The organism is Corynebacterium sp., assembly GCF_030535495.1.
Lineage (GTDB): Bacteria > Actinomycetota > Actinomycetes > Mycobacteriales > Mycobacteriaceae > Corynebacterium.
The window spans coordinates 1-14,927 of sequence record NZ_JAUNRW010000046.1; the positions used below are offsets into that span (position 1 = coordinate 1).

Consider the following 14,927-nt stretch of genomic DNA (forward strand, 5'->3'; position numbering starts at 1 on the left):
GGTCATCCGGGGTGGCCATGCCGGTGGCGTTGAAGAAGTCCTCGTACTGGCGGATACGCGCCGCGCGGGACTTGTCGGACTCACCCTTGGGGGCGATGCACCAGATGGAGACCTCGGTCTGGTCGACGGAGACCGGCTCGAGGCGGCGGATCTGGGTGGAGAACTGGTCCATGATGTAGACGTTCGGGTACAGGCACAGGTTGCGCGAGGCACCGACCATGAAGTTGCCGCGGGCCTCGCCGTGCAGCTCCTTGAGCTGGTCGAGGCGGTCGTACATGGGGCGGTCCTCCGGGTTGGCCCAGTCGGTCCACAGCACGAGGTGGCCGTTGGGGAAGGAGAAGTAGCCGCCGCCCTGCTCGCCCCACTTGCCGGCGTCCATGGCCTTGGTCTCGTTCTTGGACTCGCCGGTGTTGCGGCGGGAGGTGGTGGCCGCGTAGTTCCAGTGGGTGGAGGAGACGTGGTAGCCGTCGGCGCCGTTCTCGGCCTGCAGCTTCCAGTTGCCGTCGAAGGTGTAGGTGGAGGTGCCCTTGAGCACCTCGAGGCCGTCGGGGGACTGGTCGACGAGCATGTCGATGATGACGCGGGCGTCGCCCAGGTGCTCGTCGAGGGAGACGACATCGTCGTTGAGGGAGCCGAAGAGGAAGCCGCGGTAGGACTCGAACTTGGGCACGCGGCGCAGGTTGTGGGAGCCGTCGGTGTTGAACTGCTCCGGGTATCCGCCGTCCTTCTCGTCCTTGACCTTGAGCAGGGTGCCGTCGTTGGAGAAGGTCCAGCCGTGGAAGGGGCAGGTCAGGGTGGTGCGGTTGTCCACCTTCTTGCGGCACAGCATGGCGCCGCGGTGGGAGCAGGCGTTGATGAGGCAGTTGAGCTCGCCGTCCTTGCCGCGGGTGATCACGACGGGCTGGCGGCCGATGTTGGTGGTGAAGTAGTCGCCGACCTCGGGGATCTGGGACTCGTGGGCGAGGAAGATCCAGTTGCCCTCGAAGATGTACTTCATCTCGAGGTCGAAGATCTCCTGGTCGGTGAAGATCTCGCGGTTGACGCGGACGACGCCTTCTTCGGGGCGGTTCTCCAGTGCGCGGGAGAGGATTTCGCGGGTGGTGGTGGTCATGAGGTGGTCTCCGATCTGCCGGACGGGCCGCGTGACTGAGGGCCCATGAAGTGTGACGGGACCCATCATCAGCCAGATGTGCGGCGGGCCACATCGGGGGAACGCCTAGGGGAAGTTAGGGGGTTGGCGTTCAAAACTGCTTTGCGACGTTCGGTCAGTGCCCGCACGCTGCAGGGATGTCTCCCAGGGGTGCCCTAGGGGCTCGGGAGGATCTTTTCGGGGGCGGGGCTGGCGGGCGGGGGTGAGCGTCCGCCTGCGTTTTCTGGATAATTGCGCTGTCAACTGCGTTTTTGTCGATGTGGGGAAGCGTGCGTTCGGCGCGCACGGTCGCCGCACGTGGCGAAACCGGGGGTATGCGGGGGTAGAAATGGGCCCGCCAAGCGGCCCCAAACATGAGGGGGATACCTAGGCTTCAGCCAGGGTGGTGTGTACGGTGCATGAAGCGATCGTGCGCAAAAGCCGCGGTGACCTGCGCTGATGTTCCGGGGCCCGGCGGGGCGTCGAGAAGCTGAAGGATTCACCGACATGAAAGTCCTTGCGTCGACCCCGTGAGGTGGGACACAGTGAAGTCACACCAGCGAGCAGTTCACCCCGAACCTCCCTGGACCCCCTTCCTCTTCACCTTTCTGAACCACCACACCAAGGAGTCTCCATGTCCTTCGAGAACCTCTCCACCCACGACGGTGACCCCACCGCCAAGGGCTCCGGCAACGCCGCCACCGACAAGTTCAAGGGCGAGGCCGTCAAGTCCGACACCTCCAAGGAGCGCGCCAACGCGATCTACACCGATCTGCTGGCCGCCATCGCCGAGGTCGCCCACAAGCACCAGGTCACCTACGACGAGTACCGCGTCCTGAAGAACTGGATGATCCAGGTCGGCGAGTACGGCGAGTGGCCGCTGTGGCTGGACGTCTTCGTCGAGCACGAGATCGAGGAGATCAACTACAACCGCAACGACTACACCGGCACCAAGGGCTCCATCGAGGGCCCCTACTACGTCCCGAACTCCCCGGAGCTGCCGTGGAAGGCCGAGATGCCGATGCGCGAGCAGGACAAGGCCGCCAAGTCCCTCATCTTCAAGGGCCAGGTCACCGACGTCGAGGGCAACGGCCTGGGCGGCGCCACCGTCGAGCTGTGGCACGCCGATGAGGAGGGCCTCTACGCCCAGTTCGCACCGGGCATCCCGGAGTGGAACCTGCGCGGCACCATCCGCACCAACGACAACGGCGAGTTCGAGATCACCACCCTGTTCCCGGCTCCGTACCAGATCCCGGCCGACGGCCCGACCGGCTGGTTCATCGACTCCTACGGTGGCCACCCGTGGCGCCCCGCCCACCTGCACCTGATGGTCAAGCAGCCGGGCTACCGCGAGATCACCACCCAGCTCTACTTCGAGGGCGGCGAGTGGGTCGAGAACGACGTCGCCACCGCTGTGAAGCCGGAGCTCATGCTCAACCCGCAGCCGAACGCTGAGGGCACCCAGGAAGTCACCTACAACTTCGCCCTGGACAAGGAAGACTAGTCTTTCCCTGACCGGCCCCACGTCCCTTCGGGCGTGGGGCCTTTCCCCATATATAAGGAGTATCCCCGTTGTCTGATCTGACAATCGCCAAGGTTGAGACCCGGCTTCTCGACGTCCCCCTCTTCCGCCCCCACGGCTTCGCCACCTACACCGCCACCGCCCAGCCGATTCTGCTGGTCTCCGTCGTCCTCGAGGGCGGGGTCACCGGCTTCGGCGAAGGCGTGGTCCCCGGCGGTCCGTGGTGGGGTGGCGAGTCCGCCGAGACCATGAAGGTCATCATCGACGGCCACCTGGCCCCCATCATGGTCGGCCGCCCGGTCAGCGATCTGGCCGGCATCATGGCGGACTTCGAGCGCTCCGTGGCCAACATGCGCTTCGCCAAGGCCGCCTGCGACATCGCCATGCACGACGCCTGGGCCCGCGCCCTCGACATCCCCGTGCGCGACCTCCTCGGCGGCCGTGTCCGCGACGACATCGAGGTCACCTGGGCCCTCGGTGTGCTGCCCCTGGCCGAGGCGGTGGAGGAGATCGAGGAGCGCATCGCCTCCCACGGTCACGCCTCCTTCAAGCTGAAGATGGGCTCGGGCGATCCGGCCGTCGACACCGCGCGCATCGCCGAACTGGCCCGCGAGCTCGACGGCAAGGTGGGCCTGCGTATCGACGTCAACGCCCGCTGGGACCGCATCACCTCCCTGAAGTACCTGCCCGTCCTCGCCGAGGCCGGCGTCGAACTTTTCGAGCAGCCCACCCCGGCCCATGACCTGGCCACCCTGCGCGAGATCACCCGCCGCATCGGCGTGCCCGTCATGGCTGACGAGTCCGTGTGCTCCCCGGCCGATGCCCTGGCCGTGGTCCGCGAGGAGGCCGCCGACGTCATCGCCGTCAAGACCACCAAGCTCGGCGGCCTGCTGGAGTCGAAGAAGACCGCCGCCATCGCCGAGGCCGCCGGCCTGGCCTGCCACGGCGCCACCTCCCTCGAGGGGCCCTTCGGCACCGCGGCGTCGCTGCACTTCGCGTGCTCGACGAAGGCGATCTCCTACGGCTCGGAGCTTTTCGGCCCGATGCTGCTGCGCGAGTCCTACACCACCGAGGATCTCGTCTACGCCGACGGTGTGGTCACCCTCCCCGAGGGCCCGGGCCTGGGGCTGGAGCCCGACTGGGACAAGATCAACCACTTCACGCGTAAGTAGGCCGACGACCCCCACAGGGTTCCCACGTAAGGATTATCTCGGCATCTCCGCGACCTGCGGAAACGCCGGGAGATGGAAATCCTTACGTGGGAACCCAGTGGGGGTTTCGCTATCCTCTGAGTCCATGTGGCTCATCCGACTCGTCGCCGATCTCCCCCTCGACATGGACCCGGAGGTCCGCGCCGACCTCGTCCAGCGCAGCCGCGACCTGCTTGCCCAGTGGCCGGGTCAGCTGTGGCGCATCCCGGGCGGCCTCACGTGGGTCGCGCTTATCGACGCCCCCGAGCCCCACGCCCTGGTCAGCGCCCTGCCGTTGACGCCCTGGCTCGACGTGAGCGTGGAGCCGCTGGTCGGTGGGGCGGGATAAACAGCGATACACAAAATAAACAGCGATACACAACGGCCCTTGCTACCCTCGTGGACATGGTCAAAAAGAACCCCTTCCGGGCTGGGCTTGGCGTCGATCCTCCCGTTCTGGTGGGGCGAGCGGACGATCTGGAGGATTTCGGCTACGCGCTGGAAACGGGGCCCGGTGCTCATGAACGGATTTCTGTCGTCACCGGAGCCCGTGGTGTGGGGAAAACTGTTCTTCTTAACGCCCTGCAACGTGTGGCGCTCGAACACGGCTGGCTTTATTTCTCTGAGACTGCCACGCCTGGGTTCGTTCAGCGCCTCGTGGAAGCCGTGCAGCGAGCACACGGTCAGTTGGTTGCCACCGAAAAGCACCGATTGAGTGGAGTTTCCGTCGCCGGATGGGGTGTCGAGTGGGACAATCCAGGCACATCGGCGTCCTCCGATCTCAGGCAGTCACTCACCGTATTGCTTGATGCCCTGGAGGATGTTTCCCGGGTGGCCGATCAAGAGCCCACCGGGGTGCTTATCACCCTCGACGAATTGCACCAGCACAGCAGGGACGATGTCATTCAGTTGGCAACGGTGATTCAGCATCTGGTGCGTGAGGATAGGCAGATCGCGTTGGTGATGGCCGGGATCCCTTCAGCGGTGAAGCCGCTTTTGGCGAGCAATGAGAATGCCAATCCCATCACCTTCATCCGACGGGCACATCGGATTTCGCTCGGCTCGGTGGGGGACGAGGACGTTCAGCGTGCCCTCGAGGAACCGGTGCGCCTCGAAGGGATGGCGTGGGACCCATCTGCTCTCAGTCATGCCGTATTCGCGTGCGGGGGTTACCCGTTCCTTATTCAGCTCGTCGGGTACTGGTCATTCCGATACGCGGGAGACAGCGACGAGATCTCGACGGATGCCGCGGAAAGGGGCGTGGTGAAAGCACGCCGTACGTTGGGACAACTGGTGCATGAACCCGCGGTTGATGATCTTTCCGATGTGGACAGGACTTTTCTCGCGTACATGACGAAGGATCGGGGGCCTTCCAGGGTGGCCGACATCGCGCAACGTATGGGGGTAAGCCCGCAGTATGCCTGGAATTACCGGCGTCGGCTGCTGGACGCGGAAATGATCGAGGACAGGGGAAACGGGAGTGTCGACTACACCCTTCCGTACATGCGCGACTACCTCAGAGAGCATGTGGTATCCGACGTCATCGCGGGCATAAACAGCGATACACAAAATAAACAGGACTAAATAGACGAGAGCTACACCTTCACCGCCGCGCGCGACTCCACCGGCGCGGTGTAGGCCCGCACGCCCATGAGCACCAGGGCCGTGGAGCCGACGATGACGGCCGCGGCGGAGTAGAGGGCGGTGGGGGACCAGCCGGCGTCGAGAAGATATCCGACGACGATGGGGGCCAGCACCGCGCCACCGCGGGCGATGCCGATGGCGGAGCCGACGCCGGTGGTGCGCAGCTGCGCGGGGTAGGCCTGCGGGGTGATCGTGTACATGCCGGTGACGCAGCCGTTGAGCAGCATGCCCACGCCCACGCCGAGGGCGAACATGAGCGTCGGCCAGGCGGCCGCCGACACGAAGCCGACGAGGGCCACGGCGCCGAGGAGGCAGAAGGCGGTGAGGACGCGGCCGGCGCGGATGCGCGTGGTCAACGAACCGAACACCAGCGAGCCGATGGTGCCGCCGAAGGAGAGCATGATGCCGCCGATGATGCCCTGCTGGGCGGAGAGCCCGTACTCGGTGAGCAGCTTCGGGGTCCACTGGTTGGCGAACTGGAAGCCGGCGGTGATGAGGGAGAACGCGATCCACAGTTTGATGGTGGTGGCGCGCAGCGGCCCGCGGAAGAGTTCGACGATGCTCGCGGACTGCTTATCGACGCCCCCCTCCCGCACCGAGAAATCCCCCTCCAGGCCGAGGCGGTCGGCGACGGCGCGGACCTTCTCACGCTCGCCGCGGTTGCGCAGGTAGTCGACCGATTCGGGCAGGGTGAGGGCGGTGAGCAGCAGGGAGGCGGCGGTCAGGGCTGCGCCGATGGCGAAGATGGAGCGCCAGCCGTAGGCGGGAATGAGCTGCGCGGCCAGGATGCCGCACAGGGAGGCGCCGAGGCCGTAACCGGCGGAGTAGATGGAGATGGCCAGGCCGCGGAAGCGCAGGTTGGAGAACTCGGAGACCACCACGGTCACGCACGCCAGGATGCCGCCGACGCCGATGCCGGTGACCACGCGCCAGACAAGCAGCTCGGTGAAGGTGTCCGCCAGCGCGGACATGGTCAGACCGAGCAGGTCGATGGCCAGGGCGGCGAGAATGAGTGTCTTGCGCCCGTAGCGGTCGGCCAGCGGCGCGAGGAACAACGAGCCTAGGCCGATGCCGATGAGGGCGGCGGACAGCAGCCATCCCAGCGGGGCGCCGGTGAGGGCGAACTCCTCGGAGACGGCGGAGGAGGTGAACGCCATGGCCACCAGGTCATAGCCGTCCAGGGCGTTGAGGAAGGCGGCGAGCCCGATGATGAACCACTGGTAGGTGCCCATACGGGTGGTGTCGATGAGTTCTCGGATATCCACGTCGGCTGAGATTACGGCAGCTGCCGCCGGGCGCCGCATTAATATTCACGCCGTCGCCCGGAATCGGGTACTCCCCGCCCCGAGAGAACGAGGGGCGGGGAGTGGATCGGGGTGGGTCAGGAGGACAGTGCTGCGGATCCGGCACCGAGAACGGAGGAGCCGCCGCCGAGAACGGAGGAGCCGATGTTCCAGGCCAGCCACGCCGCTCCGATCTGGAGTCCGGCGTGGACCTGGTCGGCGGGAACCTGGATGACGTCCTGGACGGTCTGGACAAGGCCCTGATCGACCGGGATCAGGGAGCTCGGGTAGGGAGCGGCCGACTGGGCGTGGGCGGTGGCGCTCGTGCCTCCCAGGATGAGGGCGGTGGTGGCGACGGCGACGATGGACTTGCGGAACATGGTGCCTCCTCAGGCTCTGGTGGTGACGTGGTTGGGTACTGGCCTCGAGCGTAACGGGCAGTGGCGCCCCGGGGTCGGCCGCGGGGGTGGTCCAGGTCACACCCGCGGCCCCTCCGGCGGGCCGTGCTGAACCCCGCCGCCACAATGGTGTCGCATCACCCATCGCGCCGACCCCTGGCGCACACCCCTGACTAACCCCTGGGCCAGTCGCCCGGCCCAAACGCGCTGGCCAGCGAGTTGTCGGTAGCGCCCACGAAGTTCGCAGAGCGAACCCCTTGCCAACATGTGAACCAGGTCTCTAGCGTCATGCGGTATCACCTCATCATGATCAGCAGGAGGACCACCCCCATGAGCACGCCCCTCAACGCCGCGACCGACGGCTTCTTCGCCCCGCTCCACTTCCCCGAGTACCGCACCACCATCAAGCGCAACCCCACCAATGACCTCATCATGGTGCCTGAGCGCCTGGGCGAGACCTCCGGCCCCGTCTTCGGCGACCGAGACCTCGGCGGCATCGACAACGACATGACCCAGGCCAACGGCGGCGAGGCCATTGGCCAGCGCATCCTCGTCCACGGCCGCGTCCTGGGCTGGGACGGCAAGCCGGTCCCGCACACCCTCGTCGAGGCCTGGCAGGCCAACGCCGCCGGCCGCTACCGCCACAAGAACGACTCCTGGCCGGCCCCGCTCGACCCGCACTTCAACGGCGTGGCCCGCACCATGACGGACGAGAACGGCCACTACAACTTCCTCACCGTCATGCCCGGCATGTACCCGTGGGGCAACCACCACAACGCCTGGCGCCCGGCGCACATCCACTTCTCCCTCTACGGCCGCCAGTTCGCCGAGCGCCTGGTCACACAGATGTACTTCCCCGGCGATCCGATGTTCTTCCAGGACCCGATCTACAACTCCGTCCCCGCCGGCGCCCGCGAGCGCATGATCGCCGTCTTCGACTACGACGAGACCCGCCCCAACTACGCCCTGGCCTACAAGTTCGACATCGTCCTGCGCGGCCAGCAGGCCACCCCCTTCGAGTAGAAAACGAGACCACCATCATGATTGACACCCACCAGACCGGCGAGTTCCGCTACGAGGTCTCCGACATCCGCGACCAGGACGAGGCCGAGTTCGGCATCACCCCCTCCCAGACCGTCGGCCCCTACGTGCACATCGGCCTGACTCTTAAGGATTCCGAGGTCATGGCCACCGAGGGCGAGACCATCGAGGTCACCTTCGACGTCATCGACGGCAACGGCGACGCGGTGGCCGACGCCATGATCGAGATCTGGCAGACCGGCCCCGACGGCACCTACCACACCACCGACGCCGAGGGTTTCCGTGGCCTGGGGCGCGGCATGGTCGACGAGACCGGCGCGGTCACCTTCACCACCGTCATGCCCGGCGCCACCGCCGAGGAGGCCCCGCACCTCAAGGTCGGCGTCTTCGCCCGCGGCATGCTCGAGCGCCTCTACACCCGCCTCTACTTCCCGGGCCACGACAACGCGGCCGACCCGGTCCTCGCGCTTGTCGACGCCCCCCGACGCGACCTCCTCATCGCCGAGGAGACCGACGGTGGTTACCGGATGACCATCGTCGTGCAGCACGCCGATCCGGGGAAGGAGACCCCGTTCTTCCGTGTCTGATCGCAGCACCTACTCCGACCTCGCCTCCGGCGACACCGCCGTCCACGAGCGGCTGTCCGACGCGGCGTTCCTCGCCGCGATCGTGGAGTTCGAATCGGCGCTTATCGACGCCGCCCTCACCACCAACCACATCACCGCCGACGCCGCCCGCGCCGCGCACGAGGCCATCGGCTCCTATGACATTGACGTCGAGGCCATCGCCGCTGCGTCGGCGGCCGGTGGCAACCCGACCATCCCCATCGTCGCGGAGCTGAAGCAACGCGCCACCGACACCACCGGCATTCATGTCGGCGCCACCAGCCAGGATGCGATCGACACCGCCCTGGTGCTGTGTGTGCGTCGCGCCGGGCGGGTACTCGATGAGCGGCTGGCGGGCGTCGAGAAGCTGTTGTCGGACCTGGCCACCACCCACCGTGACACCCCCGTCATGGGCCGCACACTCGGTCAGCAGGCCCTGCCGACGACCTTCGGCGTCATCGCCGCCGGTTGGCTGGAGGCCGTGCGCGAATCCGCCCGCCAGATGGGCCTGGCGCTGGAGGCGCTGCCCGTGCAGTACGCGGGGGCCACCGGCAACCTGGTGGACACCCACCCGCACGGCATCGACATCCATGACCACCTGGCCGCCTCCCTGGGGCTCAAGGCCCGCCCGCTGGTGTGGCACACCAACCGCCTGCCGCTGGTCAGCGTCGGTCTGGCCGCCGCCCAGGTGGCCGGGGCTGCGCGCAAGATCGCCGGGGACATCATCGCCTCCTCCGCCACCGAGATCGCCGAGCTCGCCGAGGCCACCCCCGGCGGATCCTCCTCCATGCCGCACAAGGCCAACCCCGCCGCCGCCGTCGCCTGCGACGGCTACGCGCGGCGCACCCCCGGCCTGGCCGCGACGATGCTCGACACCCTCGACAGCCGCTGGCAGCGCGGAACGGGCAGCTGGCACGCCGAATGGCAGACCATCCGCGAGCTCATCGCCACCACCGCGTCCGCCGTCAACCGCCTCCACGCCAGCCTCGACGGGCTGCGCGTACACACCGAGACCATGGCGCAGCGCACCGCTGACGCCCCCACCGGCCACGCCGGTGAGATCACCGACCTCATCCTGGAAGGGGACAACCGATGACCAGCTACGACGAGGGCCGCGCCGCGGCCTTTGAGACCGGCATGCGCAACCGCCGCGCGGTGCTGGGGGACGCGCACGTGGACGCGGCCGTCGATAAGCAGACCCCGGTGACAGAGAAATTCCAGGACTTCATCACCCGCACCGCCTGGGGCGACATCTGGAACCGCGAGGGGCTCGACCACACGCAGCGCCGCCTGCTCACCATCGCCATCCTCACCGCCGTGGGCAACGACGGCGAGCTCGACATGCACATCCGCGCCGCCCTGCGCGCCGGGGTCGATCCTGAGCTCATCGGCGAGGTCCTGCTCCACACCGCCGTCTACGCCGGCGTGCCCAACTCCAACCACGGCTTCAAGCTCCTGCAGCAGGCCGTCACCGACTATGAAGGAGACAAGTAGATGTCCCACACCCCCGTAGCCATCATCGGTGCCGGCCCCGCCGGACTCACCCTGGCCCACCTGCTCCACGTCACCTACGGCATCGAATCCGTCATCTTCGAGTCCCGCACCCGGGCCGAGGTGGAGGAGACCGTCCGCGCCGGCGTCCTCGAGCAGGGCACCATGAACCTCATGCGCGAGACCGGCGTCGGCGAGCGCATGGACGCGGAAGCCGACATCGACGACGCCATCGAGCTGGCCATCGACGGCGAGCGCACCCGCATCGACCTCGCCGGTCTGACCGGCCACCGCATGGCCGTCTACCCGCAGCACGAGTACCTCAAGGACTTCATCGCCGCGCGCCTGGCCGCCGGCCAGACCATCCACTTCGAGACCGAAGTCACCGACGTCACCGGCTACGACGGCGACCAGGTCACCGTCACCTACACCAAGGACGGGGTGACCGAGACCCTCACCGCCGATTACGTCATGGCCGGCGACGGCTCCGCCTCCCCGCGCCGCAAGCTCATCACCGAGCTGCCCGGTGCCGTGCGCGCCAAGCACGAGTACCCCTACGCCTGGTTCGGCATCCTGGTCAACGCCCCGCAGACGCAGAAGGAACTCATCTACGCCAACTCCGAGCACGGCTTCGCGCTCATCTCCACCCGCACCCCGGAGATCCAGCGCTACTACCTGCAGTGCAACCCCGATGACACCGTCGACATGTGGTCGAACGAGCGCATCTGGTCCGAGCTGCACAAGCGCGTGTCCACCGATGACCTGCGGGTGTCCGAGGGCGAGATCTTCGACAAGGCCGTCCTGCGTTTCCGCTCCGCTGTCACCGACCCCATGCAGCGCGGACGCCTGTTCCTCGCCGGCGACGCCGCCCACACCGTGCCGCCCACCGGCGCCAAGGGGCTCAACCTGGCCGTCGCCGACGTCTCCGTCCTGGCCCCGGGCCTGGCGCGCGCCATCAAGCGCGGGAACACCGACCTGCTCGACCAGTACTCCGCACTCGCCGTTCCGCGCGTGTGGAAGGCCCAGCACTTCTCCTACTGGATGTCCTCCATGCTGCACACCGTGCCCGAGGACTCCCACTTCCAGACCCAGCGCTCCCGCGCCGAACTGCGCTCCGTCCTGTCCACCGAAGCCGGCCGCACCTACCTGGCGCAGCAGTACGTCGGCCTCGACCTGCCCCGTTTCGAGGTATAGATGAGCACGCTCACCCGGACCCAGACCCCGAGCGCCGTGCGCTCCACGTTCACCGTCACCCTGCTGCTGTGGATCGCCGTGCTTCTCGACGGCTTCGACATGGTCGTCATCGGCGCCGTCCTGCCCTCCATGATCGAGGACCCCGCCTGGCAGGTCACCGCCGCCGAGGGCACCCAGATCGTCACCGCCGGCCTCATCGGCATGACCGTCGGCGCCCTGGCGATCGGCACCCTCACCGACAAACTCGGCCGCCGCTGGGTGATGATCGTCTCCGTCTTCGCCTTCTCCCTGCTCACCCTGGGCATGGGCTTCGCGGACTCGGTGTGGATGCTCATGCTCCTGCGCTTCCTCGCCGGTGTCGGCCTCGGCGGCTGCCTGCCCACCGCGATCTCCATGGTCACCGAGTTCCGCGGCCGCGCCAAGGCGGGATCGTCCACCACCACCGTCATGACCGGCTACCACGTCGGCGCCGTGCTCACCGCCCTGCTGGCCATCGTCATGATCGAGCCCTTCGGCTGGCACTCGCTGTTCATCGTCGGCGCCATTCCGGGGCTCATCCTCGCCCCGATCATGTACGTCATGCTTCCCGAATCCCCGCAGTACCTCCTGGCCAAGGGGCGTATCGACGAAGCCGAGGAAATCGCCGGCCGCTACGGCATGGAACTGACCGACGAGCTCGACCGCAACGCCGCCGAGGCCGCCCAGGCCGACAAGCAGCGCAGCTCCCTGGCCTCCGTGCTGGCGCCGAAGTACCGCCGCAACTCCCTGGCCATCTGGGCGACCTCCTTCATGGGGCTGCTCCTGGTCTACGGACTCAACACCTGGCTGCCGCAGATCATGCGCGCCGCCGACTACGACCTGGGTAACTCGCTGGGCTTCCTGCTGGTGCTCAACGTCGGCGCCGTCGTGGGCCTCATCATCGCCGGCAAGGTCTCCGACACGCACTCCCCGCGCAAGACCGGCCTGCTGTGGTTCGTGCTGTCCGCGGTATTCCTGGCGCTCATGGCCATCAAGCTGCCGCTCATCGCGCTCTACGTCGTCGTGTTCATCACCGGTGTGTTCGTGTTCTCCTCGCAGAACCTCGTCTACGCCTTCGTCGGCGAGAACCACCCGTCCAACATGCGCGCCACGGCCATGGGCTTCTCCGCCGGTATCGGTCGCCTCGGCGCCATCTCCGGCCCGATGCTCGGTGGCCTGCTCATCAGCTTGGGCCTGGCGCACCCGTGGGGCTTCTTCGCCTACGCGGCCGTCGGCCTGGCCGGTGCGGTGATCTTCTCGCTCACCCGGCCGCTGTACCAGCGCTAGTCGGGGCTCGGGGCTCGGCTTCACCCGTTCGGCCTCGCTACCTCGGCAGGACCGCGATACCGAGCCCACGGAGGCCCCCACCGGGCGACCCCTACCGGGAGCCACCGCGCTCGCGATACCTACCCCGCCAGCGCCTCCCGCAGCCCCTGCCGCGAACCCACCCCGAGCTTCTTGTACACCCGCGTGAGGTGATACTCCACCGTCTTGGTGGACAGTGACAGCTCCCGCGCCACCGCCGCGTTCGTCGCCCCCTCCGCGACGAGCGCGGCGATCTGCTCTTCCTGCGGGGTCAGCCCGTGCGGGTTGGTGTGGTGGACCAGGCCCACGCCACCCACCCGGCGCTCGGCCGCGCAGCGCTCCACCATGACGCTGGCACCCATCTGGGCGAAGATCTCGGCGGCGTGGGAGAGCACTTCGTCGGCACGCTGGCGGCGACCGTGCCGGCGCAGCACCTTGCCGTACTCGAAGAGGATGCGCGACTGGTAGGCGGGCATGGGGGTGTCCAGGATGGCGTCGACGGCGTCCTCGAAGGTGCGCAGCCCGGCGCCGACCTCCCCGCGCTGGATCTGGATGGTGGCCCGCGGCACGGCGTTCTTCGCCATGAGCGAGACCAGACCGGAGGGGGAGTGGCGTGCCTCGGTGGCGGTGATGAGGTCGTCGGCGGCGTCGATACGCCCGGCCCGGATGAGGGTCTGCGCGTAGACGTCCTCCCACGGCCAGAAGCCGGGGTGCTGGGTGTCGGTGGACGCGACGGTGCGGGCGAGCAGGCCGCCGGCGCGCAGGGCGGCGGGCAGGTCGGCGGAGTTGGCGGCGACGATCATGCGTCCCATGGCCGCGGGCAGCGACTGCAGTAGGAAGGCGTCGGCGCTGATGGTCAGCCGCTGCAGGTAGCTGCGGGCCAGCAGGTCATCGCCCTGCATGGCGGCGATCTGCACGCCGGTCCACAGCAGCATCGGCTCGAGCAGCTCCATGCCGTGTGCTTCGCTGGTGGCCAGGCCGCGCTCCACGACGCGCGCCGCGGTGGTCCATTCGCCCAGCACGTAGAGGGTGCGGGAGAGCCAGGCGTCCTGCCACACGCCCGTGATCGGCGACTGCCCCGGCAGATGCTGCAGGCGTTCGCGGGCGGTGAGCGGATCATCGAAACTCAAGGCCAGCCAGCCGTGGACCATGGCCAGGCGCTGGCGGTCGGTGGCGGTGTGCGTCGTGAGGTCCAGGGAGGGCATGCGGCCGGACAGGGCGGCGTCGGCGACGAGGGAGAGGATCCGGGCTTCGTCGATAAGCAGCGTTGACGTTTTCTCCTGCACCGCGGGCAGATCCCAGTCCGCCAGGGACAACAGCACGCTGCGCACACGGTGGCGCGGATCGGGGCCGGGGTCGGCGAGGTACTCGTGTGCGCGGCGGCGCAGGCCGCGGTTGAGCGCGAGGTAGCCGCGCAGGGAGTTCTGCTCGGCGACGTCGTGCTCGGGGGAGCACTCGTTGAGGTGGAGCTCGGCGGTCGGTAGCTCGCCGTCGGCGACGAGTTCGCGAGCCAGGGCCAGATGATCCCGCTTATCGACGCCCCGCCACAACTCCCCCTCCCTCATCACCGTCACCAGCGCGTTGATGGCCCCGGGCCAGCCGCCCGTCTCCGCGTGGATCTGCTCGACCTTCGCGACGGGGATCCGCCGACCGGTGATCGCGTGCAGATACCCGGCCGTTTCCGCGAGCGTGAGCGGCGGGAGCTGGAAGGTGTCCGTGGCCAGGTGATCCAGGTAGGGACCCTCGACAGTGGCGATGATCGAAATGCTCGAATTCGGGTGCCGCGCCGCCGAGATGAGCTGGCGCAGCGAACGCTCATCCGCGTGGTGCAGATCATCGACGACGACGAGCGTGTCCGCCAGGGGAGTAGGCAACAGCGCCGCGAGCGCGCCGGGCTCCTCCCGATTCCACGGGAACAGCGCCACCCGGTGCTGGTGCTGGGCACCCAGCCGGGCGAGCACCGCCTCCAGGGCCCCCTTGCGGTCCGCCCCCTCCGGCCCCGTGATGAGCAGCACCGCACCGGAACCCGCGGCCTGGATGTGCAGGGCCGCGCGGTGCAGCAGGCGGCGGTGGATGTGCCGCAGGTACTGGGAGGTCATGGTGGGAT

The 14,927-nt window shown here is 67.9% G+C and carries 14 protein-coding genes; 10 read left to right on the forward strand and 4 right to left on the reverse strand.

All coding sequences use genetic code 11. From position 1 onward, the window contains the following. On the reverse strand, positions 1–1,111 hold a 1,111-nt coding region (locus tag Q4F73_RS07225; RefSeq protein WP_303358683.1), incomplete at its 3' end, for a Rieske 2Fe-2S domain-containing protein. 652 nt (positions 1,112–1,763) lie between these two features. On the opposite strand from Q4F73_RS07225, the gene catA reads away from it, so the two are divergent. The 4 genes from catA to Q4F73_RS07245 all read left to right on the forward strand — a co-directional run bounded on the left by catA (position 1,764) and on the right by Q4F73_RS07245 (position 5,425). Next, positions 1,764–2,633 carry a catechol 1,2-dioxygenase gene (gene catA, locus Q4F73_RS07230; RefSeq protein ID WP_303358684.1) on the forward strand — a complete coding sequence of 290 codons (870 nt, stop codon included), beginning with the start codon at positions 1,764–1,766 and terminating at the stop codon, positions 2,631–2,633. Positions 2,634–2,701: 68 nt separating this feature from the next. Next, positions 2,702–3,823 (forward strand): muconate/chloromuconate family cycloisomerase, encoded by a 1,122-nt coding sequence (locus tag Q4F73_RS07235; protein ID WP_303358685.1) that lies wholly within the window; start codon positions 2,702–2,704, stop codon positions 3,821–3,823. Between the two features lie 124 nt (positions 3,824–3,947). Then, positions 3,948–4,190: a muconolactone Delta-isomerase family protein gene (locus Q4F73_RS07240; protein ID WP_303358686.1), complete on the forward strand. Its 243-nt coding sequence runs from the start codon at positions 3,948–3,950 to the stop codon at positions 4,188–4,190. A gap of 56 nt (positions 4,191–4,246) precedes the next feature. Further along, positions 4,247–5,425, forward strand: coding sequence for an ATP-binding protein (locus Q4F73_RS07245; protein ID WP_303358687.1), 1,179 nt, complete (start codon positions 4,247–4,249; stop codon positions 5,423–5,425). Positions 5,426–5,436: 11 nt separating this feature from the next. Here Q4F73_RS07245 and Q4F73_RS07250 read toward each other — a convergent pair whose 3' ends face one another. After that, entirely contained in the window at positions 5,437–6,750 is a 1,314-nt protein-coding gene (locus Q4F73_RS07250) for an MFS transporter (protein ID WP_303358688.1), read from the reverse strand. A gap of 116 nt (positions 6,751–6,866) precedes the next feature. Then, positions 6,867–7,148 carry a hypothetical protein gene (locus Q4F73_RS07255; protein WP_303358689.1) on the reverse strand — a complete coding sequence of 94 codons (282 nt, stop codon included), beginning with the start codon at positions 7,146–7,148 and terminating at the stop codon, positions 6,867–6,869. A 348-nt stretch (positions 7,149–7,496) separates the two neighbouring features. Here Q4F73_RS07255 and pcaH point away from each other — a divergent pair, with 348 nt between their 5' ends. Genes pcaH through Q4F73_RS07285 form a run of 6 tightly spaced genes read left to right on the forward strand, consistent with a single transcriptional unit; the run spans position 7,497 to position 12,802 of the window. After that, positions 7,497–8,189, forward strand: a complete 693-nt coding sequence (gene pcaH / locus Q4F73_RS07260; RefSeq protein WP_303358690.1) for a protocatechuate 3,4-dioxygenase subunit beta — start codon at positions 7,497–7,499, stop codon at positions 8,187–8,189. 17 nt (positions 8,190–8,206) lie between these two features. Beyond that, the gene (pcaG, locus tag Q4F73_RS07265; RefSeq protein ID WP_303358691.1) at positions 8,207–8,794 is read left to right on the forward strand and encodes a protocatechuate 3,4-dioxygenase subunit alpha; all 588 of its coding nucleotides are present in this window, start codon (positions 8,207–8,209) and stop codon (positions 8,792–8,794) included. Continuing rightward, positions 8,787–9,908: a lyase family protein gene (locus Q4F73_RS07270; protein WP_303358692.1), complete on the forward strand. Its 1,122-nt coding sequence runs from the start codon at positions 8,787–8,789 to the stop codon at positions 9,906–9,908. Before pcaG ends, Q4F73_RS07270 begins: the two co-directional genes overlap by 8 nt. Next, positions 9,905–10,306, forward strand: coding sequence for a 4-carboxymuconolactone decarboxylase (pcaC, locus tag Q4F73_RS07275; RefSeq protein ID WP_303358693.1), 402 nt, complete (start codon positions 9,905–9,907; stop codon positions 10,304–10,306). The genes Q4F73_RS07270 and pcaC overlap by 4 nt, the downstream gene beginning before the upstream one ends. Further along, positions 10,307–11,497 carry a 4-hydroxybenzoate 3-monooxygenase gene (locus Q4F73_RS07280; RefSeq protein WP_303358694.1) on the forward strand — a complete coding sequence of 397 codons (1,191 nt, stop codon included), beginning with the start codon at positions 10,307–10,309 and terminating at the stop codon, positions 11,495–11,497. After that, positions 11,498–12,802, forward strand: coding sequence for an aromatic acid/H+ symport family MFS transporter (locus Q4F73_RS07285; protein ID WP_303358695.1), 1,305 nt, complete (start codon positions 11,498–11,500; stop codon positions 12,800–12,802). Between the two features lie 119 nt (positions 12,803–12,921). Here Q4F73_RS07285 and Q4F73_RS07290 read toward each other — a convergent pair. Continuing rightward, on the reverse strand, positions 12,922–14,927 hold a 2,006-nt coding region (locus tag Q4F73_RS07290; protein WP_303358696.1), incomplete at its 5' end, for a helix-turn-helix transcriptional regulator.

Bases quoted from the DNA above. Each gene is read 5' to 3' on its own strand.
- pcaH (WP_303358690.1), top strand. From the start codon at position 7,497: ATGAGCACGCCCCTCAACGCCGCGACCGACGGCTTCTTCGCCCCGCTC.
- Q4F73_RS07285 (WP_303358695.1), top strand. From the start codon at position 11,498: ATGAGCACGCTCACCCGGACCCAGACCCCGAGCGCCGTGCGCTCCACG.
- pcaC (WP_303358693.1), top strand. From the start codon at position 9,905: ATGACCAGCTACGACGAGGGCCGCGCCGCGGCCTTTGAGACCGGCATG.
- Q4F73_RS07245 (WP_303358687.1), top strand. From the start codon at position 4,247: ATGGTCAAAAAGAACCCCTTCCGGGCTGGGCTTGGCGTCGATCCTCCC.
- catA (WP_303358684.1), top strand. From the start codon at position 1,764: ATGTCCTTCGAGAACCTCTCCACCCACGACGGTGACCCCACCGCCAAG.
- pcaG (WP_303358691.1), top strand. From the start codon at position 8,207: ATGATTGACACCCACCAGACCGGCGAGTTCCGCTACGAGGTCTCCGAC.
- Q4F73_RS07240 (WP_303358686.1), top strand. From the start codon at position 3,948: ATGTGGCTCATCCGACTCGTCGCCGATCTCCCCCTCGACATGGACCCG.
- Q4F73_RS07280 (WP_303358694.1), top strand. From the start codon at position 10,307: ATGTCCCACACCCCCGTAGCCATCATCGGTGCCGGCCCCGCCGGACTC.
- Q4F73_RS07255 (WP_303358689.1), bottom strand. From the start codon at position 7,148: ATGTTCCGCAAGTCCATCGTCGCCGTCGCCACCACCGCCCTCATCCTG.